Origin of the sequence: Streptomyces sp. NPDC001093, from assembly GCF_040298985.1 — a bacterium.
Classification (GTDB): Bacteria; Actinomycetota; Actinomycetes; order Streptomycetales; family Streptomycetaceae; genus Streptomyces.
On record NZ_JBEPBF010000041.1, the window covers coordinates 1 to 24,814 of the forward strand.

General features: G+C 69.0%; 25 protein-coding genes and 1 pseudogene. 17 read left to right on the forward strand and 9 right to left on the reverse strand.

Annotated elements, in window-relative coordinates; genetic code table 11:
* Both ABT288_RS21405 and ABT288_RS21410 read left to right on the forward strand, forming a co-directional pair.
* Positions 1-621 (forward strand): magnesium transporter MgtE N-terminal domain-containing protein (locus ABT288_RS21405; RefSeq protein ID WP_351610021.1); only part of this gene is annotated, 621 nt, incomplete at its 5' end.
* The gene (locus tag ABT288_RS21410) at positions 618-1,904 is read left to right on the forward strand and encodes an NRAMP family divalent metal transporter (RefSeq protein ID WP_351610024.1); all 1,287 of its coding nucleotides are present in this window, start codon (positions 618-620) and stop codon (positions 1,902-1,904) included. The genes ABT288_RS21405 and ABT288_RS21410, both read left to right, overlap by 4 nt.
* Here the strand turns inward: ABT288_RS21410 and ABT288_RS21415 are convergent, their stop codons facing one another.
* The gene (locus ABT288_RS21415; protein ID WP_351610027.1) at positions 1,905-2,378 is read right to left on the reverse strand and encodes a VOC family protein; all 474 of its coding nucleotides are present in this window, start codon (positions 2,376-2,378) and stop codon (positions 1,905-1,907) included.
* A gap of 232 nt (positions 2,379-2,610) precedes the next feature.
* On the opposite strand from ABT288_RS21415, the gene ABT288_RS21420 reads away from it, so the two are divergent.
* A complete protein-coding gene (locus ABT288_RS21420) occupies positions 2,611-5,286 on the forward strand; it encodes a glycosyl hydrolase (RefSeq protein WP_351610029.1) in 2,676 nt (891 codons plus the stop codon).
* A 153-nt stretch (positions 5,287-5,439) separates the two neighbouring features.
* Here ABT288_RS21420 and ABT288_RS21425 read toward each other — a convergent pair whose 3' ends face one another.
* The 3 genes from ABT288_RS21425 to ABT288_RS21435 all read right to left on the reverse strand — a co-directional run bounded on the left by ABT288_RS21425 (position 5,440) and on the right by ABT288_RS21435 (position 7,344).
* Positions 5,440-6,177: a polyprenol monophosphomannose synthase gene (locus tag ABT288_RS21425; RefSeq protein ID WP_351610032.1), complete on the reverse strand. Its 738-nt coding sequence runs from the start codon at positions 6,175-6,177 to the stop codon at positions 5,440-5,442.
* A 94-nt stretch (positions 6,178-6,271) separates the two neighbouring features.
* Complete coding sequence (locus tag ABT288_RS21430; RefSeq protein ID WP_351610034.1) at positions 6,272-7,036, reverse strand: hypothetical protein; 765 nt, start codon at positions 7,034-7,036, stop codon at positions 6,272-6,274.
* The gene (locus ABT288_RS21435; RefSeq protein WP_351610037.1) at positions 7,033-7,344 is read right to left on the reverse strand and encodes a PadR family transcriptional regulator; all 312 of its coding nucleotides are present in this window, start codon (positions 7,342-7,344) and stop codon (positions 7,033-7,035) included. Before ABT288_RS21435 ends, ABT288_RS21430 begins: the two co-directional genes overlap by 4 nt.
* 81 nt (positions 7,345-7,425) lie before the next feature.
* Between ABT288_RS21435 and ABT288_RS21440 the strand changes: the two genes are divergently transcribed.
* The 3 genes from ABT288_RS21440 to ABT288_RS21450 are packed head-to-tail and all read left to right on the forward strand — an operon-like array spanning position 7,426 to position 10,194.
* Positions 7,426-8,451, forward strand: a complete 1,026-nt coding sequence (locus ABT288_RS21440) for a hypothetical protein (RefSeq protein WP_351610039.1) — start codon at positions 7,426-7,428, stop codon at positions 8,449-8,451.
* Between the two features lie 11 nt (positions 8,452-8,462).
* On the forward strand, positions 8,463-9,410 hold the full coding sequence (locus tag ABT288_RS21445; RefSeq protein WP_351610190.1) for an ABC transporter ATP-binding protein: 948 nt from the start codon (positions 8,463-8,465) through the stop codon (positions 9,408-9,410).
* Positions 9,397-10,194: a DUF2705 family protein gene (locus ABT288_RS21450; protein WP_351610042.1), complete on the forward strand. Its 798-nt coding sequence runs from the start codon at positions 9,397-9,399 to the stop codon at positions 10,192-10,194. Before ABT288_RS21445 ends, ABT288_RS21450 begins: the two co-directional genes overlap by 14 nt.
* A gap of 58 nt (positions 10,195-10,252) precedes the next feature.
* Here ABT288_RS21450 and ABT288_RS21455 read toward each other — a convergent pair whose 3' ends face one another.
* Positions 10,253-11,029: a methyltransferase domain-containing protein gene (locus ABT288_RS21455; protein ID WP_351610045.1), complete on the reverse strand. Its 777-nt coding sequence runs from the start codon at positions 11,027-11,029 to the stop codon at positions 10,253-10,255.
* Positions 11,030-11,114: 85 nt separating this feature from the next.
* The gene (locus ABT288_RS21460) at positions 11,115-11,621 is read right to left on the reverse strand and encodes an NUDIX hydrolase (RefSeq protein WP_351610047.1); all 507 of its coding nucleotides are present in this window, start codon (positions 11,619-11,621) and stop codon (positions 11,115-11,117) included.
* A 319-nt stretch (positions 11,622-11,940) separates the two neighbouring features.
* Between ABT288_RS21460 and ABT288_RS21465 the strand changes: the two genes are divergently transcribed.
* The 6 genes from ABT288_RS21465 (at position 11,941) to ABT288_RS21490 (ending at position 17,192) form a co-directional block, all read left to right on the forward strand.
* Positions 11,941-12,096, forward strand: coding sequence for a hypothetical protein (locus ABT288_RS21465; RefSeq protein WP_351610050.1), 156 nt, complete (start codon positions 11,941-11,943; stop codon positions 12,094-12,096).
* 464 nt (positions 12,097-12,560) lie between these two features.
* Positions 12,561-13,754, forward strand: a complete 1,194-nt coding sequence (locus tag ABT288_RS21470) for a glycosyltransferase 87 family protein (RefSeq protein ID WP_351610053.1) — start codon at positions 12,561-12,563, stop codon at positions 13,752-13,754.
* A 366-nt stretch (positions 13,755-14,120) separates the two neighbouring features.
* Positions 14,121-14,468 carry a hypothetical protein gene (locus ABT288_RS21475; RefSeq protein ID WP_351610055.1) on the forward strand — a complete coding sequence of 116 codons (348 nt, stop codon included), beginning with the start codon at positions 14,121-14,123 and terminating at the stop codon, positions 14,466-14,468.
* Between the two features lie 78 nt (positions 14,469-14,546).
* Positions 14,547-15,299 carry an ATP-binding cassette domain-containing protein gene (locus ABT288_RS21480; protein ID WP_351610058.1) on the forward strand — a complete coding sequence of 251 codons (753 nt, stop codon included), beginning with the start codon at positions 14,547-14,549 and terminating at the stop codon, positions 15,297-15,299.
* Positions 15,299-16,561: an ABC transporter permease gene (locus ABT288_RS21485; protein ID WP_351610061.1), complete on the forward strand. Its 1,263-nt coding sequence runs from the start codon at positions 15,299-15,301 to the stop codon at positions 16,559-16,561. The genes ABT288_RS21480 and ABT288_RS21485 overlap by 1 nt, the downstream gene beginning before the upstream one ends.
* Entirely contained in the window at positions 16,554-17,192 is a 639-nt protein-coding gene (locus ABT288_RS21490) for a hypothetical protein (RefSeq protein ID WP_351610064.1), read from the forward strand. Before ABT288_RS21485 ends, ABT288_RS21490 begins: the two co-directional genes overlap by 8 nt.
* Positions 17,193-17,316: 124 nt before the next feature.
* On the opposite strand, the gene ABT288_RS21495 is transcribed toward ABT288_RS21490, so the two are convergent.
* The 3 genes and pseudogenes from ABT288_RS21495 to ABT288_RS21505 all read right to left on the reverse strand — a co-directional run bounded on the left by ABT288_RS21495 (position 17,317) and on the right by ABT288_RS21505 (position 19,275).
* Positions 17,317-17,628 (reverse strand): hypothetical protein, encoded by a 312-nt coding sequence (locus ABT288_RS21495; RefSeq protein WP_351610067.1) that lies wholly within the window; start codon positions 17,626-17,628, stop codon positions 17,317-17,319.
* 480 nt (positions 17,629-18,108) lie between these two features.
* A pseudogene (locus tag ABT288_RS21500) lies at positions 18,109-18,666 on the reverse strand (serine hydrolase); the annotation flags it as partial.
* Between the two features lie 171 nt (positions 18,667-18,837).
* A complete protein-coding gene (locus ABT288_RS21505) occupies positions 18,838-19,275 on the reverse strand; it encodes a hypothetical protein (protein ID WP_003974483.1) in 438 nt (145 codons plus the stop codon).
* A 572-nt stretch (positions 19,276-19,847) separates the two neighbouring features.
* Between ABT288_RS21505 and hemL the strand changes: the two genes are divergently transcribed.
* The 5 genes from hemL to ABT288_RS21530 all read left to right on the forward strand — a co-directional run bounded on the left by hemL (position 19,848) and on the right by ABT288_RS21530 (position 24,814).
* On the forward strand, positions 19,848-21,164 hold the full coding sequence (gene hemL / locus ABT288_RS21510) for a glutamate-1-semialdehyde 2,1-aminomutase (RefSeq protein WP_351610193.1): 1,317 nt from the start codon (positions 19,848-19,850) through the stop codon (positions 21,162-21,164).
* A gap of 62 nt (positions 21,165-21,226) precedes the next feature.
* Positions 21,227-21,886, forward strand: a complete 660-nt coding sequence (locus ABT288_RS21515) for a histidine phosphatase family protein (RefSeq protein ID WP_351610196.1) — start codon at positions 21,227-21,229, stop codon at positions 21,884-21,886.
* Between the two features lie 157 nt (positions 21,887-22,043).
* Positions 22,044-23,312, forward strand: coding sequence for a polysaccharide deacetylase family protein (locus ABT288_RS21520; RefSeq protein ID WP_351610070.1), 1,269 nt, complete (start codon positions 22,044-22,046; stop codon positions 23,310-23,312).
* 139 nt (positions 23,313-23,451) lie between these two features.
* On the forward strand, positions 23,452-24,042 hold the full coding sequence (locus ABT288_RS21525; protein ID WP_351610073.1) for a TlpA family protein disulfide reductase: 591 nt from the start codon (positions 23,452-23,454) through the stop codon (positions 24,040-24,042).
* Between the two features lies 1 nt (position 24,043).
* The gene (locus ABT288_RS21530) at positions 24,044-24,814 is read left to right on the forward strand and encodes a cytochrome c biogenesis CcdA family protein (RefSeq protein WP_351610075.1); all 771 of its coding nucleotides are present in this window, start codon (positions 24,044-24,046) and stop codon (positions 24,812-24,814) included.

Below are 24,814 nucleotides of genomic sequence, written 5' to 3' on the forward strand. Positions count from 1 at the left end.
GAGATGGAACCGCACGAGCTGGAGAACCTGCTGCGCGAGGCCCAGCCGGAGCACGCCGCCCGCCTCGTCGACGAGATGGAGCCCGACGAGGCCACGGACGCCCTGCGCGACCTCACCCGTGAGGAGCGCGAGGCCCTGCTGGCACGGATGCCGAAGGACGAGGCGGCGGAACTGCGCCGGCTGCTGACCCACCGGGAGGGCACGGCGGGCGGTGCCATGACCACGCTGCTGATCACCGCCCGGCAGGACGAGACCGTCGCCGAGGTACGCGGACGGCTGGCCGAGCAGCACGAGCACCGCACCGAGATCGACGCGGTCACCGTCGTGGACGGCACGGACCGGCTGCTGTGCGACATCCCGCTCTTCGACGTCGCGGTGGCCGAGGACACGACCCCGATCGCCGACCTGGTCGCCTGGCGGGCCCAGTTCGGCCCCCCGGAGACCGTGCAGGCCGACACCTCCGTGGCGGAGGCCGCCGACCACCTGGTGGCGGCCCGCGCCTCCTCACTCCTGGTGGTCGACGACAGCGACCGCCCGATCGGCCGGATCCTGGCCGACGACCTGCTCGACGCGATGCTGCCCGAACGCGGGCGCCTGCACTTCAGGAGGTTCCTGCAGTGACCCGTGACCTCGACACCGCCACCGCGGCCCCGCAGACCCCCGCGCGCCGCACCGGCTGGCGGCGCATCACCGTGATCGCGGCGGTCGCGGGCCCGGGCCTGGTCGCCGCGAACGCCGGCAACGACGCCGCCGGCATCGCCACCTATGCCTCCGCAGGCTCCCAATTCACCTACGGCACCCTCTTCTTCATGGTCCTGGTCACCATCGCCCTGGTGATGGTGCAGGAGATGGCCGTCCGCCTCGGCGCCCACACCGGCAAGGGCCTGGGCGCCCTGATCCGCGAGCAGTTCAGCCTGCGCCTGACCGCACTGGCCGTCTTCTGCCTGCTGCTGGCCAACACGGGCCTGGTCGTGTCGGAGTTCGCCGGCATCGGCGCGGCCTTCGAACTCCTCGGCGTACCGAAGTGGGCGGTCATCCCGCCGGCCGCGGTCCTGCTGTGGGCGCTGGTGCTGTTCGGCTCCTACCACTGGGCCGAACGCATCTTCCTCATCATGTCGTTGGCGTTCTTCGCCTACCCCGTCGCGATGATCCTCGGCCACCCCGACTGGGGCGCGGTCGGCCACCACCTGGTCGTCCCGCACATCGAGCCGAGCAAGGGTTTCATCCTGCTGGCGGTCGCGTTGATCGGTACGACGGTCAGCCCGTACATGCAGTTCTACGCCGCCGCAGGCGTCGTCGACCGAGGCGCCAAGCCCGCCGACTACCCGCTCATCCGCGCCGACGCCATCCTCGGTGCCGTCTTCGCCTGTGTCATCAGCCTGACCATCATCATCGCCACGGCGTCCGCGATCGGCGGCACCGGCCCGCTGGACTCCGCGGCCCAGGCCGCCGAGGCCCTCAAGCCGGTGGCGGGCCAGGGCGCGGAGCTGCTGTTCGCGCTCGGCCTGATGGGCGCCTCCGCTCTCGCGGGCGCCGTCGTCCCGCTCTCGGCCAGCTACGCCATAGGAGAGGCAGCGGGTGTGGAACGCTCGGTCTCCCGCAGCTTCCGTGACGCGCCCTTGTTCCTGGGCCTGTTCACCGCCCAGATCGTGCTCGGCGCCACGGTGGCGATGACCCCGGTCGACGTCATCCAGCTGCTGATCGGCACCCAGGTGCTGCAGGGCCTGATCAGTCCCGTCGTCCTGGTCTACCTCCTGGTGCTGACCAACCGCCGCTCGGTCCTGGGGGCGGCCGCCAACGGGCCGCGCTACCGCATCGCCGCCACCGCCGTGGTCGTCGGCGTCGCCGCCATGTCCACCATCCTGCTCGTCCAGACGGTCCTGGGCTGGTTCGGCCTCGCCTGATCATCGTTCAGCGGGAGAGCCGAAGAGTTCCCGGGCCCGGCGGGCCACCTCGGCCGGCGTCAAATCCTCCAGGTGGGTGAGGAAGACCCAGACGTGGCCGTAGGGGTCCTTCAGTACGGTCGTGCGGTCGCCGTGGAACTGGTCGGCCGGGGGCTGCAGGAGCTCCGCACCGGCCGCGGCCGCCCGGTGCGCGAGCGCATCGACGTCCTCGACGAAGACGTGCAGGCCCACGGTGGTGCCGCCCACGGCGGTCGGTGCGCTGAAGAGGGGGCCCTCGGCGTCGCCCAGCATGATGGTGGCGCCCTGGATGCGGACCTCGGCGTGCACGATGCGTCCGTCCGGGCCGCCGAGGCGGAACAGCTCCTCCGCACCGAATGCCCGGGTGTAGAAGCCGATCGCGTCCGCGGCGCCGTCGACCATGATGTGGGCGACGACGGCGTTGCGGTACGTCTCGGGAACGGCGGTCACGGTCATGGGAACTGCCTCCTTTGCGGCTGATGCCGATGACCATGAACGTAGAAGCTGAACCGCACGTGAGGTCAAGCGTGGGTAAGCGCATGCAGGGAGCGGGAGTTCGGGTTCATGTGAGGCGGAAGGTAAACAACCCGCCATTTTTCCTGTGAGCCCTTTGTGTGGCTGTTGTGGTCACGCCAAGATCCCCCTGCGCCGGGACACCCCCATGCTCCCGTCGCAGGGAGGAGAGGGCATGTTGCCCCCGAAGCACCAGCGACGGTTCATCACCTGTACCGTCGCGGCCGCCGCGTTCGGACTGGTGACCACCCAGTCGTTCGCGGCGTCGAGCGACACCAGGCCCCGGCCCTGGCAGGCAGGCCACCAGGCCGCCATGGGCCGGCAGCACATCAAGGCGGTGCACGCGGGCCATGGCATGTCCGCGTTCGCCGCGGAGGGCGGCGATGACGGCGGCGGTGACGAGGCGGAGAACTCCGCCGAGTCGACGGCCCAGTTCACCGAGGCGCGCACCGCGCCCGGCGTGGTCGCGCCCGGCGCCTACGGGGCGGCCTGGCAGCAGCTGCAGTCGATGAAGCACACGAGCGGCAGCTGGGACCACGTCACCAAGAAGCCTTACAACTCCGACGATCCCCGCTACCGCGATGTGAACTCCAACTCCAGTGGTGGCGCGGGTGACGTGACCGGCCGGATCACCGGGATCGCGGCCGATGACCAGGGCTATGTGTACGCGGGCGGCGCGAACGGCGGGGTCTTCCGCTCCACGACCGGCGGCGGGCAGTGGAAGCCGATCTCCGACAGGCTGCCGTCCCTGTCGACGGGCACCCTGGCCCTCGACCAGCAGCAGCGGCTCTGGTATGCGACGGGCGAGTCCAATACCGGGGCGACGTCGTTCGTGGGGACGGGCGTGTACGTCCTCAAAGACCCGCGTCACGGGCAGTTCCAGCCCGGTGACCGTGTGGGCGGCGCCGAGCTGGAGTCCACCGTCATTCATGCGCTGCGTTTCGCCGGCACCACGGTGTGGGCGGCGACCAGTACCGGTGTCTGGTCGCACTCCACGGCCACCCTGTCCGGGCCGTGGAAGCATGAGTTCGCCCCCAACCCGGACTATCTGCCGGGTGGTGCGAAGGCGGACGACCCCAGTGCGCCGTACAAGAACATCGCCAACGACATCGCCGTCGACCCCAAGGACCCTTCCAAGGTTCTGCTCGCGGTGGGCTGGCGTGGTGGTGACACCTACAACGGGCTGTACGCCAAGCAGGGCGACGGCAGCTGGAAGCCGGTCAGCGGTCTTGGTGACCTGCCGACCAGCAGTGCCGATGTCGGCAACATGACGTTCGCGGCCGCGGCCGACGGCTCGCGTCTGTACGCCATCGACCAGTCGCCGGCGCAGATGGCCGCCAACCCCGACAGCGGGCTCAAGGGCGTGTATGTGTCGAAGAGCGGCTCGCCGTTCGGGCCGTGGACGCTGATCGCGGACTACACCAAGCTGAAGGCGTCCGGGTCCGCGCTGCAGAGCGCGGGTTACATGCCGGGCATCCAGTCCTGGTACAACCAGTTCCTCCAGGTCGACCCGGCCAATGCCGACCATGTCTACCTCGGTCTGGAAGAGGTCTTCGAGACCAAGAACGGCGGCCAGAGCTGGACGACCCCGGGCCCGTACTGGAACTTCCCCTTCCCCTGCTGGAGCATCGACCCGGCCAAGCAGACCGGTGACTGCTCGCCCACCACCCACTCCGACCAGCACGCGGTCGCGATCGGCAGCTACCGGGGCAAGACCTGGGCCTATGTCGGCAACGACGGCGGCATCTACCGGCGCCCGCTGGGCGGCGCCGTCGACTCCGGCGGCCACGCCAAGGACTGGCAGTCCCTGAGCGACGGCACCCTCGACACCCTGCAGTACTACTCGGTGGGTGTGGGTGAGGACCTCACCTATGGTGGCGTCTCGGTGACCGGTGGCCTGCAGGACAACGGCCAGTCGATCCTGCGCGGCCGGGACAAGGTCATGGGCTCGAACTTCGGCGGTGACGGCGGCGACACCATCGCGGATCCCGCCAATGGCTGCAACATCGCCGCCGAGTACGTGTACCTGGACATGTGGGTGACGCAGAACTGCGGCGTGAACGACGGCTCGTGGTCGACGGACCCGTCGAAGGCCACCGAGTACGAGGTCGCCCCGCCCGACAAGGATCAGGGTGGCGCGGGCGCCCGCTTCATCGCGCCGATCGCCGCCGACGCCAAGGACACCAACACCTGGATCGCCGGTGGCCGGCACGTGTGGGTGAACACCAAGGGCTTCGCCATTCGCTCCGGCAAGGAATGGGCGAACGCCTACGACCTCGGCGAGGGCCATGTGGCCACGGCCGTCGCGTCTTCGGGCGGCACCGTGTACGTCGGCTGGTGCGGGCCCTGCAACAACCAGGGCTTCACCCGGGGCATCGCGGTCGGCAACGCCGACGGCACCGGCTGGCACCAGCTCAGCCTCCCGGTCGACGGCACCATCCCGAACCGCTACATCTCCGGCTTCGAAGTCGACCCGGCCGATGCCCAGCACGTCTACGTCGCGGTCAACGGCTTCTCCCGCAGGTGGACCGAGGGCCCCGGCGCGGGCGTGGGCCACGTCTTCGAGTCCAAGGACGGCGGCGCGAGCTGGACGGACATCTCCGCCAACCTGCCCGACGTCCCCGCCGACACGGTCAAGCTCCTCCCGAACGGCGGCCTCGCCCTCGGCACCGACCTGGCCACCTTCTACCGCCCCGCCGGCGCCACCAAGTGGCTCGTCCTGGGCCACAACCTGCCCACCACGGCCGTGATGCAGCTGCGCCTCGGCCCCGACGGCAAGCTGTACGCCGCCACACACGGACGCGGCATCCGCTCCTTCGACGTACGGCACCTCAAAGCCCGTAGGGACTGATCCGGCCTCGTACGCCCCGTCCTGCGACAACGGCCGGTGCGAACCCCGCTCCCGGGGTCGCACCGGCCGTATGCCGTTCGGGATCACTGCACCGGATACGCGGTGCGCTTACCGACGGCGACGACGCGGCCCCGGTTCATGCGCCACGAGGTCTCAGTTCAAGGTGCTGCCGAAGCGGAGCTTCCATGGAGTGAGTGCGGATTCGAGCTGTACGCGCAGGCTCATCTTCGATGTCCCCTGCACGCGTTCCTCGAAGCGGATGGGCACTTCGAGGATGGTCAGCCCCTGTTTGACGGTGCGGTGGTTCATCTCGACCTGGAAGGAGTAGCCGTTGCTGCGGATCGACGGCAGGTCGATCGCTCGCAGTGTCCCGGCCCGCCATGCCTTGAATCCGGCGGTGGCGTCCTTCACGTGCAGCCGCAGGATCGCGTTGACGTAGAGGTTGGCCCAGACGGACAGGGCCTTGCGGTGCCAGGGCCAGTCGGTGGCGGTCGAGCCGCCCGCCACGTAGCGGGACCCGACTACCACGGCGGCGTCCTTCGTCAGGAGGGTGTCGACCATGGCCGGGATCGCCGAGGCCGGATGCGAGAGGTCGGCGTCCATCTGGACCACGACGTCGGCACCCTCGTCCAGCGCACGGGTCATTCCGGCGAGGTAGGCGCGGCCGAGTCCGTCTTTGGCGGTGCGGTGCAGCACGCCGACGGTATCCGGTGACCGGGCGGCGAGGCTGTCGGCGACCTCGCCGGTGCCGTCGGGTGAGTTGTCGTCGACCACGAGCAGATGCAGGTCCGGCACCGGCAGGTCCGCGAGCAGGCCGGCAAGGACGGGCAGGTTGTCCCGCTCGTTGTAGGTCGGCACGACGACAACGACCTTCGGCGGCACGGCGGTCATCGGCAACTCCTGGGTCCGGGGTCAGGGGTGGGGAACGGTTCAGCGGTACCGGCACTCGGCGCTCGCGGAGCGCCGGCACTCCAGTGGCTGGGGCCTATGCCCTCTTCTGCCGTAGGTCGTGGCCGGTGCTGATGGCCATGGCGGCCAGGAGGCCCAGTGCGGTGCTCTCGGCCAGGGAGCCGGGGCTGACGGCGGTGCGGGCGGCGGCGAGGAGGTTCTGGCTCGCCGCGAGCGTCAGTCCGGTGCCGATGCACAGAAGGGCCGCGGACAGCCGGCGTGTGGTCGGCAGGGTGGCGGTGCGGGAGATACGGGCGACGAGGACACACAGGCGGAGTGCGACGAATCCGAGCGTGAGCCAGTAGGAGGTGACCGCGGCGGCCTCGGCGAAGCCTGTGAGGTGTTCGGCCCTGCCGCTCCATGCCGTCAGGCACAGGGCGACGACCGCGGCGGTCGGGGCGGCCAGGGTGCGGACCACCACGGCAGTCAGGCCGCGGAGGGCAGCGCCGTGCATCGGTGGGAGCGGCGCTGCGAGGGCGATGCCCAGCAGGAGCGGGGCGAGCCACAGGCTGTCCGCGGGGTGACGGATGTCGGCCGTGAGAGTGGTGGAGGGTTCGGCCGAGCGCAGCAGCAGGCCGGTGGCCGCGGTGAGCGCGAACAGGGCCACGGTCAGCACACGGCGGGTCTGTCCGCTGGACGTCTCGGGCCAGTCGCCGGGGTGGAGCCACAGCCGCGCGGCCCCCGCGAGGGTGTCGGGCCAGGAGCGGATGCCGGAGGCGGACACCTCGTGTCGGATGTCCTCGCCCCATCGCTCGCGCACGGCCGGTGGGTAGAGCCGGGTCAGGAGCGTGGCCGCGGTCATGCCGGGGTGATCCCGAGCGCGCGCAGGCCGGCGGCGGAGATCCGGGCCATCTGCTGGAGTTGGGCGCGCAGTTGCTCGCGGCCGGCGTCGGTGATCCGCATGGTGCGGTGGCGCTCCTGGGTTCCGGCCGTGTCGTCCGCGGGCTGGATCAGCCCGCGCCCCTCCAGGCGGGACAGCGCGCCGTAGAGGCTGCCGGGGCCGAGTCTGCGGCCGGTGAGTTCCTCGATCGCGGTGTTGATCGCGTATCCGTGCCGCGGGCCGTCCGCGAGGACGGTGAGCACGAGCATCTGGGCGTCGTTGCTGTGCATGGGTCTCCTTGCCTCCGATCCACATACTACGAGCCGCGATACTACTTGTCACGTAGTACGAGGCGCGTACTATGGCGGGCCATGGAAGACGTGAAGGAGGACGGCCGGGCTTCCTCGGCCGTGGTCTGGGCGAGCCTCGGCGCGGCCGGTGTGTTCGAGGCGTTGACGGTGCTGGAGACCCAGGACAAGACGGTCAGGGCGGCAAGCCCGTGGCAGGACGACCCGTACGACGTGGTGGTGTCCCTGGCTCAGTTTGCGGTGCCGATGCCCGCCCTGGTGATCGCGTTACGGCTGCTCGTGTGGCGGGCGCCGGGCGGCGCGGACCGGGTGCGGCAGACGGTGCGTGCGGCGGGGGCGATGGTCACGCTGGTCGGGCTCACGGTGGTGTCCGAGTGGGCCGCGGTCATCGCCAGGACGCCTGCCTCATCCTCGGGGACATGGGCATCGGTGCTGATCGGCGGGCTGGTCGTCAACTCCGTACTCACCATGGCCATTGCGGTGTTGCTCGTGCGAGGCCACCGAGGGCAGGGCTCGGCCGGCCCATGGCGGCATGACTGGCTCGGCGACGCCGTCTTCGTCTGCCGGCGGATTCCCGTACTGCGGCGCTGGGTCGGTCCGGACGCCGCGGACCGGGTGCGCCGCCGGGCGATGACGGTGTTCGTCGCGCTGAGCACGCTGGCCGCGGCGGCCATCACCGGCGCACAGGCCATCGGCGAACGCTGGACGGACCCGCTGCTCATCGCCTGGTTTCTGATCGTCGTGGCGACGTCCAACCTCGCCTTCTGCGTGATCAGCAACGCGGTCGCGGGATTCATCGCCCGGCCGGCGCGCCCCCGGACCCGCCGTATCGCCGAGGCATCGGCCGTCGCCGGATGCGTCGCGATCAGTGCGGCGACGGCGTTCCGCGACGCACTGTGGCCGGTGTTCGGGACGGGATCGCTGACGTCCGTGCCGGCTTTGGCCGCCCTCACACTCGGCGCGGGTCTGGCCACCTCTCTGGTCACGGCCGCGCTCCTGCTCGCCTGCTTCCCGTACGACTCCTCCGGCTCGCGCCGCCGCTTCGGCGCGGTCGCCACCCACCTTCGACGACCGGACAAGCACCGGTGAAAGGCGTGACGATGCACCTGTCCACACCGCAGGAACAGGCAACACCTGCGATCTGCGCCCGCGAGCTGTCCAAACGGTACGGCCGCAGGCAGGCCGTCAGCGGGCTCAGCCTCACCGTGCAAGCCGGCCAGATCTGCGCGCTGCTCGGCCCGAACGGGGCGGGCAAGACCTCCACGATGCGGATGCTGGTCGGCCTGTCGTCCCCGGACACCGGCAGCGCGCGCCTCCTGGGCGAGCCGGTCGGACTGGGCGCGGACGTGCTGCGTCGCGTCGGCGTGCTCATCGACGGCCCGGCGTTCGTGCCGCACCTCACCGGCCGGGCCAACCTGCGGCTCCTGTGGTCGGCGACACGACGGGCATGGCCGCCCCCCGCTCTGGACGACGCCCTGGATCTCGCCGGGCTCGGCGAGGCGCTCGACCGCAAGGTCAAGGGCTATTCGATGGGGATGAAGCAGCGGCTGATGCTGGCCCAGGCCCTGATGCGGAAGCCGGACGTGCTGATCCTGGACGAGCCGGCCAACGGCCTGGACCCCGGCGAGGTCCGGGCCCTGCGCGAGTACCTGGGGGAGCTGGCCCGACGAGGGGCCGCCGTACTCGTCTCCAGCCACCAGCTCGCCGAGGTGCAGCAACTGGCCACCCACGTCGGCGTGATGAACCACGGCCGGCTGATCGCCGCAGGACCGATGGACGAACTGCTCGGCGCCGCCGGCACCTACCGCCTCCAGGTCGACGACACCGAGCAGGCTGCCGCCGTACTGCGCGCACTGCCCGGCGTCGCGACGGTTACGACGCAGCGGGACGAGATGGTCGTCACCGCGCCCGGCGTGCACTCCCGCGACCTGGTACGCGCGCTGGTCACGGAGGGCATCGGCGTCACGTCCGTGCAGCAGGAGAGCAAGTCCCTGGAAGAGGCGTTCCTGACCATGACCGAAGGAGCCGGCGAGCATGCTGCGCGTTGAACTGACCACCCAACTGCTGCGGATCCGCACGCTCGTCGTGCTCGCCTGTCTGGCCGCCGTCCCCGTGCTGTCCGGCTTTTCGTACGCATCCAAGGCGGGGCATCGCAACGGCCGCCAGACCGGCCTGTTCGGCGCCTCCCCCTACTCCGCGCTCAACCACGCCATGGCGAGCATGGCGTTCATCGAACCGCTGCTCCTCCCGATCATGGTGGCCTTGCCGGCCGCCGCGATCGCCTCGTCCGACCGGGAGTGGGGAACCCTGCGCTACCTGTACGTCGCGCCCGTGAGCCGAGCACGCCTGCTGGCGGCCAAGCTCGCAGCGCTGGCCGGTGTGACCGCGATCGCCACCCTGTGTGTGCTGACGGCCGGACTGCTCGCCGGCGTTGCCATCTACGGCTGGCACCCGTTCCACATCGTCGGCGCTCCGAATCTCACCGGCGGCGAGACGGCCACCCGCGTCCTGTCGGCGACCGGCTACTGCCTGCTGTGCATGCTGAGCATCGCAACGATCGCGTTCACCCTGGGACTTCTCCTGCCCCGCGGACTCGAGGCCCTCGGCGCCGTCGTCGCCTTCGTGATCGCAGCCGGCATCCTCAACGGCTCGCACGCCCTGCACGCCGTGCAAATCGTCCTGCCCATGCACTACTGGCGGGACTGGACCCACCTCTTCGACCCCTCAGGGACCGCCCACCTCGGCACCGGCATCGTGGCACAGGTGGCCACGATCACCCTGGCCACCTGCGCCGCCGTCCTCGTGCTCGTCCGACGGGACCCCGCGGCATGACACCCGCTCCGCCCCCGATGCCCGAGCTCCGCGACGAGCACGGCCATGCGACGGGGGACTACGTCTCGGCCACGACGATGTAGAACGTCACCGCCGCGAGAAAGGGGCCCCGCGTGAGATGGCCCAGCCAGGCTTCCGCCGCCCAGTCGCTGAAGTAGCCGGCCTCGACCGCGCGCCGGGTGGTGCGTTCCAGGCCGAGGATCTTGTCCGCGACCTGGACGTCCCGGAAGACAGGTGTGACAGGGATGACCGTGGGCACCCTGAAGCCGCTCTCGGTCGCAAGGCGCGCCAGTTGCCGGCCGATCCCCGCGTTGCGGACGACCCGTTCGGCCACATGTCGGGTGTAGGCACGCGTCAGGTCGCTGTCCGGATGGTCGACGGCCAGGGTTTCCCAGTCGGGCTCGCCCATGACGAGCCGCCCGCCCGGCCGCAGGACCCGGCGGATCTCACCGAGCGCGGCCAGCGGATCGGCGACGTGCTGCAGGACCCGGTCGGTGCGGGCGCGGTCGGCGGTGTGGCCGGGCATCGGCAGGTCGTGGATGTCCGCGTGCCGGACGTCCACCACGGCCTCGCCGGCGGTGCGGGCCCGCGCGGCGTCCACCATGTTCCGGTCGTGGTCGACGCCGACGACAGCGCCGGCCGGGGTGACTGCCCGGGCGAGCGCCTCAAGGTCGGTACCGGGGCCGCAGCCGAGGTCGAGCACCCGGTGTCCGGCACGCAGGTCGAGTTCGTCGAGCATCCGCCGCTTGTAGGAGCGGCCGAGATCGCTCGTGGCGAGCCGGTCGAGATAGCTGACGGGATCGGGCCTGTCCGTCTCGAACGCAGATGATGACATGCGTCCCAGTCAACCAACTGCCCGGCCGACTATACGGGTTGTATCGCGACAAATATGGCTCGGCCGCTCAAACCGTACCGATGCGCTACTCCGGATCAGTGTCTTCGTTGAAATTCCCCAAATGCACAGGGGCTCGATCAAGGCCGACGGCCGACAGCGCATCGGGCAGGAGAGAAGCCATCCTCTTCGGCCGGACGGTCTCCGCAGTGGTGGCGAGTTCCGCTGCCGACCACCAGCGGTGCCCGTAACGAGCCTCCTGCGTCCGGACGTTCATCCGGCGGACCTCATCGGCCGTGACGCGGACAAGGCGGTATTCCTCGTACTGGTCGAAGACACGGCCGTCCACGCTGAAGATCGCCTGCCGGGTCCAGACAACGGGGCCCAGGCGCCCAACGGGGAGAGACAGCGCCGTCTCCTCCCAGACTTCACGCACGGCAGCCTGGGGATAGCTCTCGCCGTCCTCGACGCCACCACCGACGGTGAACCACCATCGCGCCCCCGGCCTGCGCGGATCACGGCCGCACAGCAGGAGCAGACGATCGTCGCCGTCCACCAGGAGAACACGGGAAGTCCACCGCTGCGTCAGCGTCATGAACCCCGATGCTATCCACGGATCACATGATGTGAAGAAGGACCCGATCCGGCATCCTGCGTCTGCGGCAGTGATGTGCGTTGACCTGCGAAAACTCCTCTCGGTAGTTCTCATGGGTCAACGCCGTTTCCCAGGCTCATGTGCCCTGGATGTGCCCTGGGGCGCAGGTGCGCCGGAAGTGCAGTCCGGCCATCGATGCGTGCGAGCTCGTGAAGGTTGGTAGGCAGGCCGTGTGAGGCACATCGCAGAGGCCGGCGTGGGCTTTACTGCCCCAGTGTGACATGATCACGTCTCTAACGCCGCCGCTGACCACGGCGGTTTGAACATCAAAAACGGGAACCTTCACGTCATGCGTATATGTGCAGCGATCTCTGCTTCCCCTGCGTTCTCTTTGACTGCTGTGCCGGCTTTCGCCGCCGGCGATGATGCCGCCGTGCAGGCTGCCGCTGTCGTGCAGGAGATCGTCGGCATCTGATGCCCGAGCCTGGTACGCCAGCTGGGGCACCATTGATCGTTCTTCATCTTCAACGCGCAGGTCACCGCAGCTGATGTAAGTCGGCGATCTTGCGCTCGCGCTGCGCACGGGCAGCTGCCTGCGCTCGAGATCGTCGGCCGGCGGGCGACCTCGGCGTTGGTCAGTACGAGCAGGGCGCGCAGAAGCGCGGTCGCCTAATACGCAGACAGGTGGAGCTCGGTGAGTACGCACCGAGTCGCGGGTCCCGTATACGCGCCGTGTATACACTGAATGGATAGCTACACCGTGATCACCACCTTCCCCCCACTCGGCCGCCCCGGATCCGGTACGCGTCGACAGCGGCACCGTGCGGTCGACCTCGACGTCCGCATCCGGCGTAGGGCCGGCGCGTGATGTCAACTGCCGTTCGCGCACAGGAGTCGGGCAGCGCCGGCAAGTTGCCGCGCGTCGGACGACGTTGGGACGTGCCACTGCTGGTGTTCTGCGCCCTGTCCGCACTCGTGGTGGGCCTGCTATCGCCTGCCGACACCTCGCAGGAAGCATGGGGGCTGGCCGCCGCGTTGGGGTACGGATGTGCCGCACTCGTCGCGGTGCGGTCGTCCGAGCCGTGGGCACCGGCTCCCGCTGTGATCGCGGTCGTCGGTGCGGTCGTGGTGCCGCTGCTGTACCTGACGGTGATCAGCAAGGAGCAGATGGAAGTCGGCGTCGTGGAGCGGGCGGCCGACCTGATGTTCGCCTCCGGAAGCCCGTATCACCCCACACCGCACGTGGTGCGAGACTTCAATCCCTACCTTCCCGGCATGGCGCTCTTCGGCGCACCGCACATGTTGTTCGGGGACAGCCCGCTCACCAGCGCCCGGTTGTGGTTCCTCATCGGCTTCCTCGCGGCCGTGGCGGGTGCGATACGGGTGCTGACCAACGGTCGGGACGTAGACGCCGGTCGGGTTGGCATCCAGCGCGGAGTCACCGGTATGACGGGCATGTTGTGGCTGTTCGCCTGTCCCGTGGTCGCGCTGCCGCTCACGATCGGTGGTGTGGACCCGCCGGTCATCGGGTTGCTGTGCGTGGCCTTCGCCTTCACGCAGCGGGGCGATGCCGGACGGGCCGGGCTGGCCCTGGGCGCGGCGGCCGCGCTGAAGTGGACCGCCTGGCCGGCCATCCCGGTGCTCGTCGCCGTGCTGGCGGTGCGCGGCGGACGGCGTGCCGCGGTCAAGTGCGCGGCGGGAGCCGTGGGGATCGCCCTGCTCGCCGTCCTGCCCGCGGCCCTGGCAGACAGCGGTGCCTTCTACCGCAACGTCGTGCTCTACCCGCTGGGCCTCGGTCCCACGGCATCGTCCGCGCAGAGTCCCTTGTTGGGGCATCTGATCGCCGCGCTGGTCCCGCACGGCAAGGCCGTCACGATGGCGCTCATCGCGCTGAGCGCCGCGGGTGTGGGCCTCTCGCTCCTGATCCGCCCACCACGCAGCGCCGTGGCCGGTGCCGACCGGCTGGCTCTCGGCCTGATCCTGGCGATAGTGCTGTCTCCTGCCACCCGCATCGGCTACGCCATCTACCCGATCGTCTTGCTCACTTGGCCTCGCTTTGCCGCCGCCCTGTCGGCGGGCGTGCCGGAGGAGCAGCTGCGCGGGGCGGACCGGGCGGCCGACCAGAGGGCCTGACGGGGCGCACCGATGCGTCCGCTTCCCCGCCGTACTCATCCGCCGGCCTTGGGGCGCCGGCATACAACGTCGACGGCGGGATTGGGAGTTGATCGCGGGTGCGAGGCGCATCTGGGCGATCAAGCGGAAGTTGAGGGGACCGCCGGCGTCACGAATTCAACACAAGTACCCAAGGTAGAACGTTGGCTTCTGTGCGGCGCTGTTGCAAAATCAAGAACTTAGTGTGATCATGACAAATGCGTGAAGGACGCTTCACCGAGCCTTCACGGTCAACTGTCGATGGCGGATCAGCATGGTTGGGGCCGCAGCGGGGCAACGCTGCGGCCCCGCCCCCGCCATCGGTCTGCACATCAGGAGGAGACAGTGATGACGGAGCACACTCAGCCCGCAAGACGGGCGCGGAACACCATAGCGCGCGTCGCCGCGCTCGCGGGCGTGGCGGTCGCGGCCGTCGCCCTGGCCACGCCGTCCGCGATGGCGAGCGGCACGAGTCCCAAACTCAACGGCTGCTACTCCACCTGGGGAAGTACCGGATCGGTGGGTCACTGCGTCAAGGTGACGGAGGCCGGTCAGTACAAGAACCACGGCGTGTGCACCTTCGGCAGCGAGGAATCGCTCTGGACGAGCTTCGGGTACGGGGAGTCCAACCCGAAGTGGGGCGGAGTCGAGTGCACGTTCAACATCTCGAAGTCTTACATCATGTTCACGGACTGATGCGTCTCGGCAGGCAGAGGTGATGTGACCGGGTGCCGCCCTCGGGTGGCACCCGGTCACACACGTGAAAGGAACAATGTGGAACCGATCGCGTCGCTGTCGGGAATCGCTCAGGGCTACGGCCGGCATCAGGTGATCACTGGACTCGACTGGGATCTCGGCGTGGGTGTCTATGGACTTCTGGGCCCCAACGGTGCGGGAAAGACAACGCTTCTCCGCACCCTCGCCACGGTTGCGCCTCCTCAGGAGGGAAGCCTGGAGATCTGCGGCAGGAAGGTGAACTCCGAGCGGTCGGCGAGGGCGGCGCGTCCTATGATCGGCTATCTGCCTCAGGAATTCGGATATTATCCGACCTTTTCGGTCTACGACTTCGTCAGGTACAGCGCGTGGCTGCGCGGGGTTCCCGACGGTGAGGCGCACGGCGCGGCTGTGAAGGCAATCGCATCCGTCCTTCTCGACGGGCGGGCGCAGGCCAAGATGAAGTCTCTCTCCGGTGGCATGCTGCGGCGCGCCGGCATCGCCGCCGCCATCGTCGGCTCGCCGAGACTGTTGCTCCTGGACGAGCCGACCGTCGGGCTGGACCCGGAACAGCGCTTGCAGTTCCGCGAGCTGATCAGATCGCTGACGGACTCGGCGATCGTGCTGAGTACACACCTCGTCGAGGATGTGGCGGCTGTCTGCGACCAGGTCGTCGTCATGCAGTCCGGAAGGTTCCTCTTCCGCGGCACACCCGAGGCCCTCGCGGGCAACACCCGATCGGGAGTGGCGGGCGACAGCCCGTTGGAGCGCGGCTACATGGCGGCCTTGTCGGGGCAGGGGGAGCTTTCCTGATGCGTATCCTCTGGATGGAACTGCGGCGTTCTCCCCTGCGATGGTGGTTCCCCGTCCTCGTCGCCCTGGACGTGGCGGTTCTTTTCGGACGGGCTCAATGGTGGATCGGCGTCTGGCCCCAGGCCAGCGCGGCGGCCCAGATACCCGCCTTCTACCTCGGCCCCTTCCTGGCCGCCTACGCCGCTTGGGCCTCTGGCCGGATTCATCGACTCGGCTTCGAGGACCAGCACACGGCGGGAACCAGGCCCAGATGGCAGGTCGAGGGAGCGCACATCGCGGCGGTCGTCGTTTACGGTGGCGTCGCCTACGGCGTGGGCGCCTTGGTTGCCGCCGCGGTCAGCCACCACGACGCCGGACCCGGATTCCTGTGGCCCAGTTACCTGCTGCTCGGGGCGGCGCTCATCCTTCTGTGCATCGCTGTCGGCCACCTCGCCGGGCGCTGGTTCCCGTCCGCTTTCGCCACCCCGGTCATCTGCGGTCTGGCCTGCTTCGTGATGGTGACGATGAACGGCGGCCCGATGAAGGCGGGCCTGTTCGTGCTCTCCGGCGCCCCTGCCGTGGAAGTGACTCCGGGGCGTCTTGCCATTCGATGGGGTCTGGCGCTCTCCGCGGTGGCCGTCGCGGTTCTCACTCCACGCGTACTGCCCGGATACACCGGCGAACGCGGAAAGGTGATCGCCAGGCTGCCGGCCATGGGCACCTCGGCGCTGGCCGTCGCATGCCTGGCAGGCGTGCTCACGGCAGGACCCGTGCAGACGGCGCGAGCGACTCCGGATGCTCCGCTGTGCACGCGCACCGAGCCGAAGATCTGCGTGTGGCCCGAAGAACGCATGTACCTGCCGCGACTGGAAGCGATGGCAAGGCGCATATCCGCGCTTCCTCCGGTCATCAAATCCCCCTCGGCGTTCTACGAGGAAGGACTGAGGGGCGACAAGGCACAGGACATCGACTTCTCGATCTTCGAGGGATCCATGTGGGAGGCGGCCGACAGCATGTCCATCGCCATCTCCCGGACCTCCACGCCGCCCTTCTGCCACGCGGTGGACAGCACGAACGAAGACCGGCGCATGCAGGCGTACTTCGAGCTCGACTCCTGGCTCGCAGCCCGGATCTCGGGCGCCGGGCAGCCGGCCGACATGCACGGGGGACCGCCCGGTGTCGACCAGGCAGCGATCGCAAGGCTGATCAAGCAGCCCGAGCCGGCACAGGAGGACTGGGCGAAGAAGCAGATCAAGGCAGTCGAGGGTACGCGCTGTGCCTGATCTCCGTGAGTCCTGGATCCGCTACCTGCAGGCTCATCGCTTCCGCGGAATCGCCGTGGGCTGGGCGCTGGTGATCGCGTGCGACGTGGCCTTCGGAGCCACCCGCCTCGACTTCCCCTTCAGCGGCAGCGGATCCTCCAGCACCCCTCTGAGACACGAGATCCCCCTCGCCCTGGCCGTGATCGCCGTAGGCGGCCTCGGCAGCGCCATGGATTCCCTGGAGGAGGCGGCGGCGAAGGGCTTCAGACGATTCGAGATCACCTACCTCGTCGGAGCCGTCACAGCGGCGGCGCTGCTGCTCGTCGCGGCCGAGGCACTCGTCAGCCCCATGGACACCGTGCTGCTTCTCGTCCGAGGCCTGCTGATCTGGGTCGGGCTCGCCCTGCTGTCCGGGCGGGCATGGGGATGGAGGTTTTCCTGGATTCTTCCCCTGGTCACCCTGTTCCCTCTGACCTACTGGCAGGTCGACGGCCTGGGGGGTTACCGGTGGTGGGACTGGACGGATCAGCCCGGACACTCGACTCCCTGCTGGGGGATCGCCATGGGCAGCCTGCTTGCGGGCAGCGTCGCGATGGCGCTGACTCCGTGGCGCGTCACCCGATTGCGGCGCGTATTTCGGCGGAGCAGGTAGCAGGCAGGGGGAATTCAATGCGGCACACACGAATGCTCTGATTGTCTGCGCGTGCGCTAACTGGACGCGCTGCAGGGGTGCCCCGAGTCGGGACACCCCTGCAGCGCTCGCCTAGCGTCGCCTCTTACGAGTCAATCTTGAAGTTGATCCAGGACTTGTTGGCGGAGAATGTGCACTCCACGTAGCCCCAACTGGGCTTGGAGTTGCCGTAGTGGAACAGGTACCAGATCGACGTGTCTCCGGAGAGGCTGCAGTCGATCTCGTTCTGGAAGTCACCGGTACGCGCAACCGACTGGCAGTGTCCGTTGGACCCGGTGTTGCCCCAGGTGGAATAGCAGCCGTACGTCTTGGGGCTCGTGCCGCTGGCCAGCGCGGTTGGGGCGGCGACGGTGACGGCTGCCGCGGCCAGGCCCGCGATCGCAAACGCTCGCACCATCGTCTTTCGTGCCCGCGGCGCGGATTGAGTGAGCTCCGCCATATTCATTTCTCCTGATGTGCAGACCGGTGACGGGGTGGGATAGCGGCGTTGCCCCGCCGTAACCCCAACTGTTCTCCCGTTACCGGTGGTTGACTGAAATGCGCGAGCAATGAAACACAGGACACTCGCGCTCACTGTCATGATCTCATCAGAAATTTAATCACGCAACGACTATGGTGCGAAAAGGGCCGGATATTGGTCAGAAACGGTGCGTGCTCTGGGGTGCTGATCCCTGCGTGAGTGAACTGGCGGGGGATGCACGGCGATTGTAGCCGTCGAGGCAGGAGGCTCTTCGGCTGCGGGCGGTGGAGTCCTCAAGGACACAGCGTGTGCGGGTTCAAGAGCGCGATCGACTACGGAACGAGTACTGAGCCGGCCTCATCGCGGGACCGGCCGCATGGGAGGGACTCCACAATTCGAGGGGAATGACAGGTTGCTTCAGGCGAACGCAAGCGCGCAGAAGGTGTTGCGGACGTCGGTCAGGGGCCGGCGGTCGCGGGTGTAGTAGAGCTTGTTGGTCAGCAGTACTGCCCATCGTTCCTGCTGGGGCGAGATCCACATGCCGGTGCCGGTGAAGCCGTAGTGGACCCAGATGCCGTCGGCGAGGTGCGTGCCAGGGGCGGGGTGCCAGAACAGGCCGCGTACAGGATCCAGGGTGCCGGTCTGGACGCTCAGCGACTGCCTGGTCCAGGCGGGGCCGAATCCGGCTCGCCCCAGGCCGGTCGAGGCGTCCAGCATGTAGCGCAGGAAGACGGCGAGGTCGTCGAGGGTGGTGAAGGCGCCGGCGATGCCACACATGCCCAGTGGCTGCCAGGTCCGCTCTGTGGCGAGCTGGTCGAGGTGCTGGCCGGAAAGGTGCTCAGCGAGGTATCCGAGGACGAGGGCGGCGCGGTCGGTGTACTCGACGGCCTCGCCGGGCGGGCGGTGCAGGGCCTCGTGAAGGACCCCGTCTCGGACGTCCTGGGGATCGGTGCCGTAGAGGTTGGCGATCGACGACGCTTTCACGGAAACGGAAGCCGAGGCGGAAGACGATGGCGACCCGCCCGCCGCTCAGGGCACATCAGTGCCCCCAGCGAAACCAATGTGCCCGGGCCGCCTGACGGCCCCTCTCCGGCACTGAAAAGGGCGAGGCCCGAAGACCCCGCCCAAACCCCACGAAGCCCCAGCTCAGGGCCACACCAAGCAATACGGCTGATGCCCCGCCTCATGCAACCGATGGCTGAAGTCCTGCCACTCGTGCAGCAACTGGTACACATTGAACGCATCCCGTGGCCCGCCCCGGTCCGGGACCGTCGACCAGATGAAGGCCGCCGCGCCGACCGCTTCCTCGCCGATGCCGCGCAGGGGGTCGACGACGGTCATGGGGAGCTTGACGACGGCGTAGTCGGGGTGGAGGACGACCAGTTCCAGGGGCGGGACCTTGTGCAGGGGGACGCCCTCGATGCCGGTCAGCACCATGGCGGCCATCGTCTCCGGCTTGATCTTGGTGAACATGCCGTTCATGCCCAGCTCGTCGCCGCCGAGTTCCTCGGGGCGCATCGAGATGGGGACGCGAGCCGCGGTCGCACCGTCCGGCGCGCCGAAGTATTTGTATGTCACCCCCACTCGACCACCATTTCTGCTCCCCGCCCTCAGGCGGTCGACCCGCTGGTCGAGCCGACGGTCCGCCGGCCGGTCGAGCTGGCTCTCCAGCTGCCGGTCGGTCCGCCGGTCGTACCGCTCGGGCTCACCCGGTACACCCTGTGTGTGACGTGCGTCGCTCTGCCGTGCCTCGGTCGATTCCTCCGCGTCGCGCCGGTGCCTTCCCCGCCGGGCACGTCGAGGACCCAGGTCATCAGTCCCCTCGCCCAGTCCGCCACCGCGATGCATATCTCCACCCGACTGCTTTTCTAGGACGCGTGGCCCCCGCCGCGCAACCCGATCATCGTGTCAGTGACCTCCCCCACGCCCGCCCGCCGAAACGTGCGGTGGAACAACAGTCCACGGGTTCTTGTCCGGCCTCTGATCATTACGTGCGTAAGAGCTGTGTGTATCAGGTCTCAGTCTCGCAGATGGCGCCCCCGCGGTGCTGCGGACCGGAGGCCGGCCGCCTCGCGGCCCGGCCGCGGCCTACCCTGAGGAGGTCACCCACATCACCGGAGTCCGAGAAGCCGGAGAAGCCGCACGCCATGAGTGCCCTGAGCGAAACGCCCTATCCCTACGACGCGCCCGCCTCCCAGGCGCTCTTCGACCGCGCCTGTGCCGTCACGCCCGGCGGTGTGAACTCCCCGGTGCGCGCCTTCCGCGCCGTCGGCGGCACGCCCCGTTTCATGGTGTCCGGCCGCGGCCCGTACCTGACCGATGCGGACGGCCGGGAGTATGTCGACCTCGTCTGTTCCTGGGGGCCCATGATCCTCGGGCACGCGCACCCCGAGGTCATCGCCGCCGTGCAGGAGGCCGTCGCGCGCGGTACGTCCTTCGGCACGCCCGGTGAGGGCGAGGTCGCGCTCGCCGAGGAGATCGTCGCCCGCGTCGAGCCCATCGAGCAGGTCCGGCTGGTCAGCAGCGGGACCGAGGCGACCATGAGCGCCATCCGGCTCGCCCGTGGGTTCACCGGGCGGTCCAAGGTGATCAAGTTCGCCGGGTGCTACCACGGGCACGTGGACGCCCTGCTCGCCGCCGCCGGCTCCGGGGTCGCGACGTTCGCGCTGCCCGACACCCCCGGTGTCACCGGCGCCCAGGCCGGCGACACGATCGTGCTGCCGTACAACGATCTCGAGGCCGTGCAGGAGGCCTTCCACCGGCACCCCGGCGAGATCGCGTGCGTGATCACCGAGGCCTCGCCGGGCAACATGGGGGTCGTGCCGCCGGAGCCCGGGTTCAACCAGGGGCTCAGGGACGCCTGCCACAAGAACGGCGCCCTCTACATCTCCGACGAGGTGATGACCGGCTTCCGGACCAGCCGCGCCGGGTGGTACGGCGTCGACGGGGTCGAGCCCGATCTGATGACCTTCGGGAAGGTGATGGGGGGTGGGTTCCCCGCCGCCGCCTTCGGCGGGCGGGCCGACGTCATGGCCCACCTCGCGCCCGCCGGGCCGGTCTACCAGGCCGGCACGCTCTCCGGTAACCCCGTCGCCACCGCCGCCGGGCTCGCCCAGCTGCGGCTGCTGGACGACGCCGCGTACGACACGGTGAACGCGGTGTCCGCGCAGATCCAGGCCCTCGTCACCGAGGCGCTGAACAAGGAGGGCGTGGCGCACCGGGTGCAGACCGCCTCCAACATGTTCTCGGTGTTCTTCACCGACCGGCAGGTGCGCGACTACGAGGACGCCAAGCGACAGGAGTCCTTCCGCTTCACCGCGTTCTTCCACTCGCTGCTGTCGAACGGCGTCTACCTGCCGCCGTCGTCCTTCGAGTCCTGGTTCGTGTCCACGGCCCACGACGAGCGGGCCGTCCAGAAGATCGCCGACGCCCTTCCGGCGGCGGCCCGGGCGGCTGCGGAGGCCACCGCGTGAGCAACAGCATCAGCAGCAGCGACAACAGCGGCCGGGACAAGGACGTCACCGTCGTCCACCTCATGCGGCACGGTGAGGTCGAGAACCCGACCGGGATTCTGTACGGGCGGCTGCCCGGCTACCACCTGTCCGAGCTGGGCCGGCAGATGGCCGACCGGGTCGCCGAGCACCTCGCCTCGCGGGACGTGACGTACGTCTGCGCCTCACCGCTGGAGCGGGCGCAGGAGACGGCCACCCCGATCGCCAAGGCGCACGGTCTCGACCTGGACACCGACGAGCGGCTCATCGAGGCCGGCAACGTCTTCCAGGGCAAGACCTTCGGCGTCGGTGACGGCGCGCTGCAGCGGCCGGGGAACTGGAAGCACCTGGTCAACCCGTTCCGGCCGTCCTGGGGGGAGCCGTACGTCGACCAGGTCGTGCGGATGACGGGCGCGCTGAACGCGGCCAAGGACCAGGCGCGCGGGCACGAGGCGGTGCTGGTCAGCCATCAGCTGCCGATCTGGATCGTGCGGTCCTATGTCGAGCGGCGCCGGTTGTGGCACGATCCGCGCAAGCGGCAGTGCACGCTGGCCTCTCTCACGTCCTTCACCTACCTCGGCGACAAGATCGTGTCGGTCGGTTACAGCGAGCCCGCCATCGATCTCGTCCCGGCTCATCTGCGGGCCGGTGCCAAGCCGCAGAAGGGCAAGGGCACCGCTCAGGGGAAGGCCTTCGGGGCCTGAGGACGTCTGACCGCGGTTTCCTGACGGTCCGTTTGACGTAACTTAGGGTGTCTTTTCCGCAACTATTGCGAAAAACATAAGAATTATCGGAACCTCCCCGATCGTCGTGCCCTCTGAATGGGTGACCATCAGATGGCGCGATGAATCGGGGATTTCCATGCGCACCGACTCCCGGACCCTCTCCCGCCGGGGAATACTCGGCCTCGGCGCGGGTGCCGCTGCCGCCGCCACCCTCGCCGGCTGTGGGAGCCACACGTCATCGGACGGCGCCGGGCAGTCGAACGGTTCCGGTGACGGGAAGAACGGCCAGGACGGCGGCGCGAACGGCGCGCCGCAGGGCCGGCTCATCGGGGACGGCTCCACGTCGTACACCGGCAAGCAGCCGCACCAGCCGGCCGCGCCCGAGCCGCTGCAGCCCGGCCAGACCCCGCCGCAGTTCGTGATCTTCTCCTGGGACGGTGCCGGCGAGGTCGGCAACGGGCTCTTCCCGCGCTTCCTGGACCTCGCCAAGGAGCACGGCGCGAGCATGACCTTCTTCCTCTCGGGTCTCTACCTGCTGCCCGAGTCGAAGAAGCGCCTGTACCAGCCGCCGAACAACCGGGTCGGCGCCTCCGACATCGGCTACCTCAACGACGAGCACATCAAGGCGACGCTGACCAACGTCCGCCGGGCCTGGCTGGAAGGCCACGAGATCGGCACCCACTTCAACGGGCACTTCTGCGGCGATGCCCACACCTCGGTCAAGTGGTGGACGCCCCAGCAGTGGCACAGCGAGATCAAGCAGGCCAAGTCCTTTGTGAAGAACTGGAAGACCAACACCGGCTTCACCGACATGCCGGCCCTGCCGTTCGACTACGAGAAGGAACTGGTCGGCGGCCGTACGCCCTGTCTGCTCAACCAGGAGAACCTGCTGCCCACCGCCCGTGAACTGGGCTGGCGTTACGACGCCTCCTCGCCCGGCGGTCTGCAGATGTGGCCGGTGAAGAAGCACGGGCTGTGGGACCTGCCGCTCCAGGAGATCCCCTTCCCCGGCAAGAAGTTCCAGGTCCTCTCGATGGACTACAACATGATGTTCAACCAGTCGCAGAACTCGACCAAGGCGCCGGCCTACAACTACCCGGCCTGGCGCGAGCAGGCGGCCGGGGCGTACATCGCCGGCTTCAGGCGGGCATACTTCTCGAACCGGGCGCCGATGTTCATCGGCAACCACTTCGAGCACTGGAACGGCGGCATCTACATGGACGCCGTCGAGCAGGCCTTCAAGCACATCGCCCAGGCGAAGGAGAAGGGCGCCGACGTCCGGCTGGTCTCCTTCCGGCAGTTCGTCGACTGGATCGACGTGCAGAAGCCCGAGGTGCTCGCCAAGCTGCGCACGCTCGCTCCCGGGCAGGCGCCGGCCGGTGGCTGGAAGACCTTCCTCGCCTAGCCTCCCGCTCGCTCCCCGCAGCGCCCTCCCGCTCGGCCCCCTGTCGGAAATGTCCCGTGTAAATACGCCCTGAAATGCGGTTTTCCGCCCGGCAGGGGGGTGCCAGAGATCGCCGGAACGGACATGCGAAACTTTTCACATGAGTACCCGTAGCCGCGCCGTCCTGCTCAGCGCCGTGGCCGCCGTCGCGGCCCTGACCTTGTCCGCGTGCGGCAAGGGCGGCACCTCCGGCGGCGGTGGCAACATGGGCTTCGTCACCGGCCACAACGGCATCGACACCGTGCCGGCGGGCAAGCGCGCCGGCGCCCCGGACCTGTCCGGCCAGACCATCGACGGCAGGACCCTGGACGTCGCCGACTACAAGGGCCAGGTCGTCGTCATCAACGTCTGGGGCTCGTGGTGCGGGCCGTGCCGCGAGGAGGCCGAGTACTTCTCCAAGGTGTCGAAGCAGTACGACGGCAAGGGCGTGCAGTTCGTCGGCATCAACACCCGGGACACCAGCACCACCCCCGCGGTCGCCTTCGAGAAGGAGCACGGGATCAGCTACCCGAGCCTGTACGACCCCACGGGCAAGCTGATGCTCCGCTTCGAGAAGGGCACCCTCAACCCGCAGCTGATCCCCTCCACGCTCGTCATCGACAAGCACGGGAAGGTCGCCGCGCGGGCCCTGGAGGCGCTCGACGACACCGCCCTGCTGAAGATGCTCAAGCCGGTCCTCGCGGAGAAGTGACGTGAGCGCGCTCCTGACGCTGGCCGCGACGGGCCAGAACGAGACGGTGCGGAGCGGCGCCCTGCTGATCGCCCTGCCGGTCGCGCTGCTCGGCGGGCTCGTCTCCTTCTTCTCCCCCTGCGTCCTGCCCCTGGTCCCCGGCTACCTCTCCTATGTCACCGGCGTGGCCGGCACCGACCTGGCCGAGGCCAGACGCGGGCGGATGGCCACCGGTGCCCTCCTGTTCGTCCTCGGCTTCACCGCCGTGTTCGTCTCCGGCGGCGCGCTGTTCGGCTTCTTCGGCTCCACCCTGCAGGAGTACAAGGACACGCTGTCCAAGGTGCTCGGCGTGCTCATGGTCCTGCTGGGCGTCTTCTTCATGGGACTGATGCCCTGGCTGACCCAGCGCGAGTTCCGCTTCCACCGGCGTCCGGCGGCCGGTCTGATCGGCGCGCCCCTGCTCGGCGCCCTGTTCGGGGTCGGCTGGACCCCCTGCATCGGCCCGACCCTCGCCTCCGTCATCGCCCTGTCCTCCCAGCAGGCGAGCGCCGGCCGGGGCGCGATACTGACCGTCGCCTACTGCCTCGGCCTCGGCGTCCCCTTCGTGCTCACCGCGATCGCCTTCCGCAAGGCGCTCGGCGCGTTCGGCTGGGTCAAGCGCCATTACGTATGGGTGATGCGCATCGGCGGCACGATGATGATCGTGACCGGTGTGCTGCTGCTGACCGGCGCCTGGGACAGTCTGGTGCAGCAGATGCAGACCTGGTCCGACGGCTTCACTGTGGGGATCTGA

Bases quoted from the DNA above. Each gene is read 5' to 3' on its own strand.
- ABT288_RS21415 (WP_351610027.1), bottom strand. From the start codon at position 2,378: ATGACCGTGACCGCCGTTCCCGAGACGTACCGCAACGCCGTCGTCGCC.
- ABT288_RS21420 (WP_351610029.1), top strand. From the start codon at position 2,611: ATGTTGCCCCCGAAGCACCAGCGACGGTTCATCACCTGTACCGTCGCG.
- ABT288_RS21425 (WP_351610032.1), bottom strand. From the start codon at position 6,177: ATGACCGCCGTGCCGCCGAAGGTCGTTGTCGTCGTGCCGACCTACAAC.
- ABT288_RS21430 (WP_351610034.1), bottom strand. From the start codon at position 7,036: ATGACCGCGGCCACGCTCCTGACCCGGCTCTACCCACCGGCCGTGCGC.
- ABT288_RS21435 (WP_351610037.1), bottom strand. From the start codon at position 7,344: ATGCACAGCAACGACGCCCAGATGCTCGTGCTCACCGTCCTCGCGGAC.
- ABT288_RS21440 (WP_351610039.1), top strand. From the start codon at position 7,426: ATGGAAGACGTGAAGGAGGACGGCCGGGCTTCCTCGGCCGTGGTCTGG.
- ABT288_RS21445 (WP_351610190.1), top strand. From the start codon at position 8,463: ATGCACCTGTCCACACCGCAGGAACAGGCAACACCTGCGATCTGCGCC.
- ABT288_RS21450 (WP_351610042.1), top strand. From the start codon at position 9,397: ATGCTGCGCGTTGAACTGACCACCCAACTGCTGCGGATCCGCACGCTC.
- ABT288_RS21455 (WP_351610045.1), bottom strand. From the start codon at position 11,029: ATGTCATCATCTGCGTTCGAGACGGACAGGCCCGATCCCGTCAGCTAT.
- ABT288_RS21460 (WP_351610047.1), bottom strand. From the start codon at position 11,621: ATGACGCTGACGCAGCGGTGGACTTCCCGTGTTCTCCTGGTGGACGGC.
- ABT288_RS21475 (WP_351610055.1), top strand. From the start codon at position 14,121: ATGACGGAGCACACTCAGCCCGCAAGACGGGCGCGGAACACCATAGCG.
- ABT288_RS21485 (WP_351610061.1), top strand. From the start codon at position 15,299: ATGCGTATCCTCTGGATGGAACTGCGGCGTTCTCCCCTGCGATGGTGG.
- ABT288_RS21495 (WP_351610067.1), bottom strand. From the start codon at position 17,628: ATGGTGCGAGCGTTTGCGATCGCGGGCCTGGCCGCGGCAGCCGTCACC.
- ABT288_RS21515 (WP_351610196.1), top strand. From the start codon at position 21,227: ATGCGGCACGGTGAGGTCGAGAACCCGACCGGGATTCTGTACGGGCGG.
- ABT288_RS21520 (WP_351610070.1), top strand. From the start codon at position 22,044: ATGCGCACCGACTCCCGGACCCTCTCCCGCCGGGGAATACTCGGCCTC.
- ABT288_RS21525 (WP_351610073.1), top strand. From the start codon at position 23,452: ATGAGTACCCGTAGCCGCGCCGTCCTGCTCAGCGCCGTGGCCGCCGTC.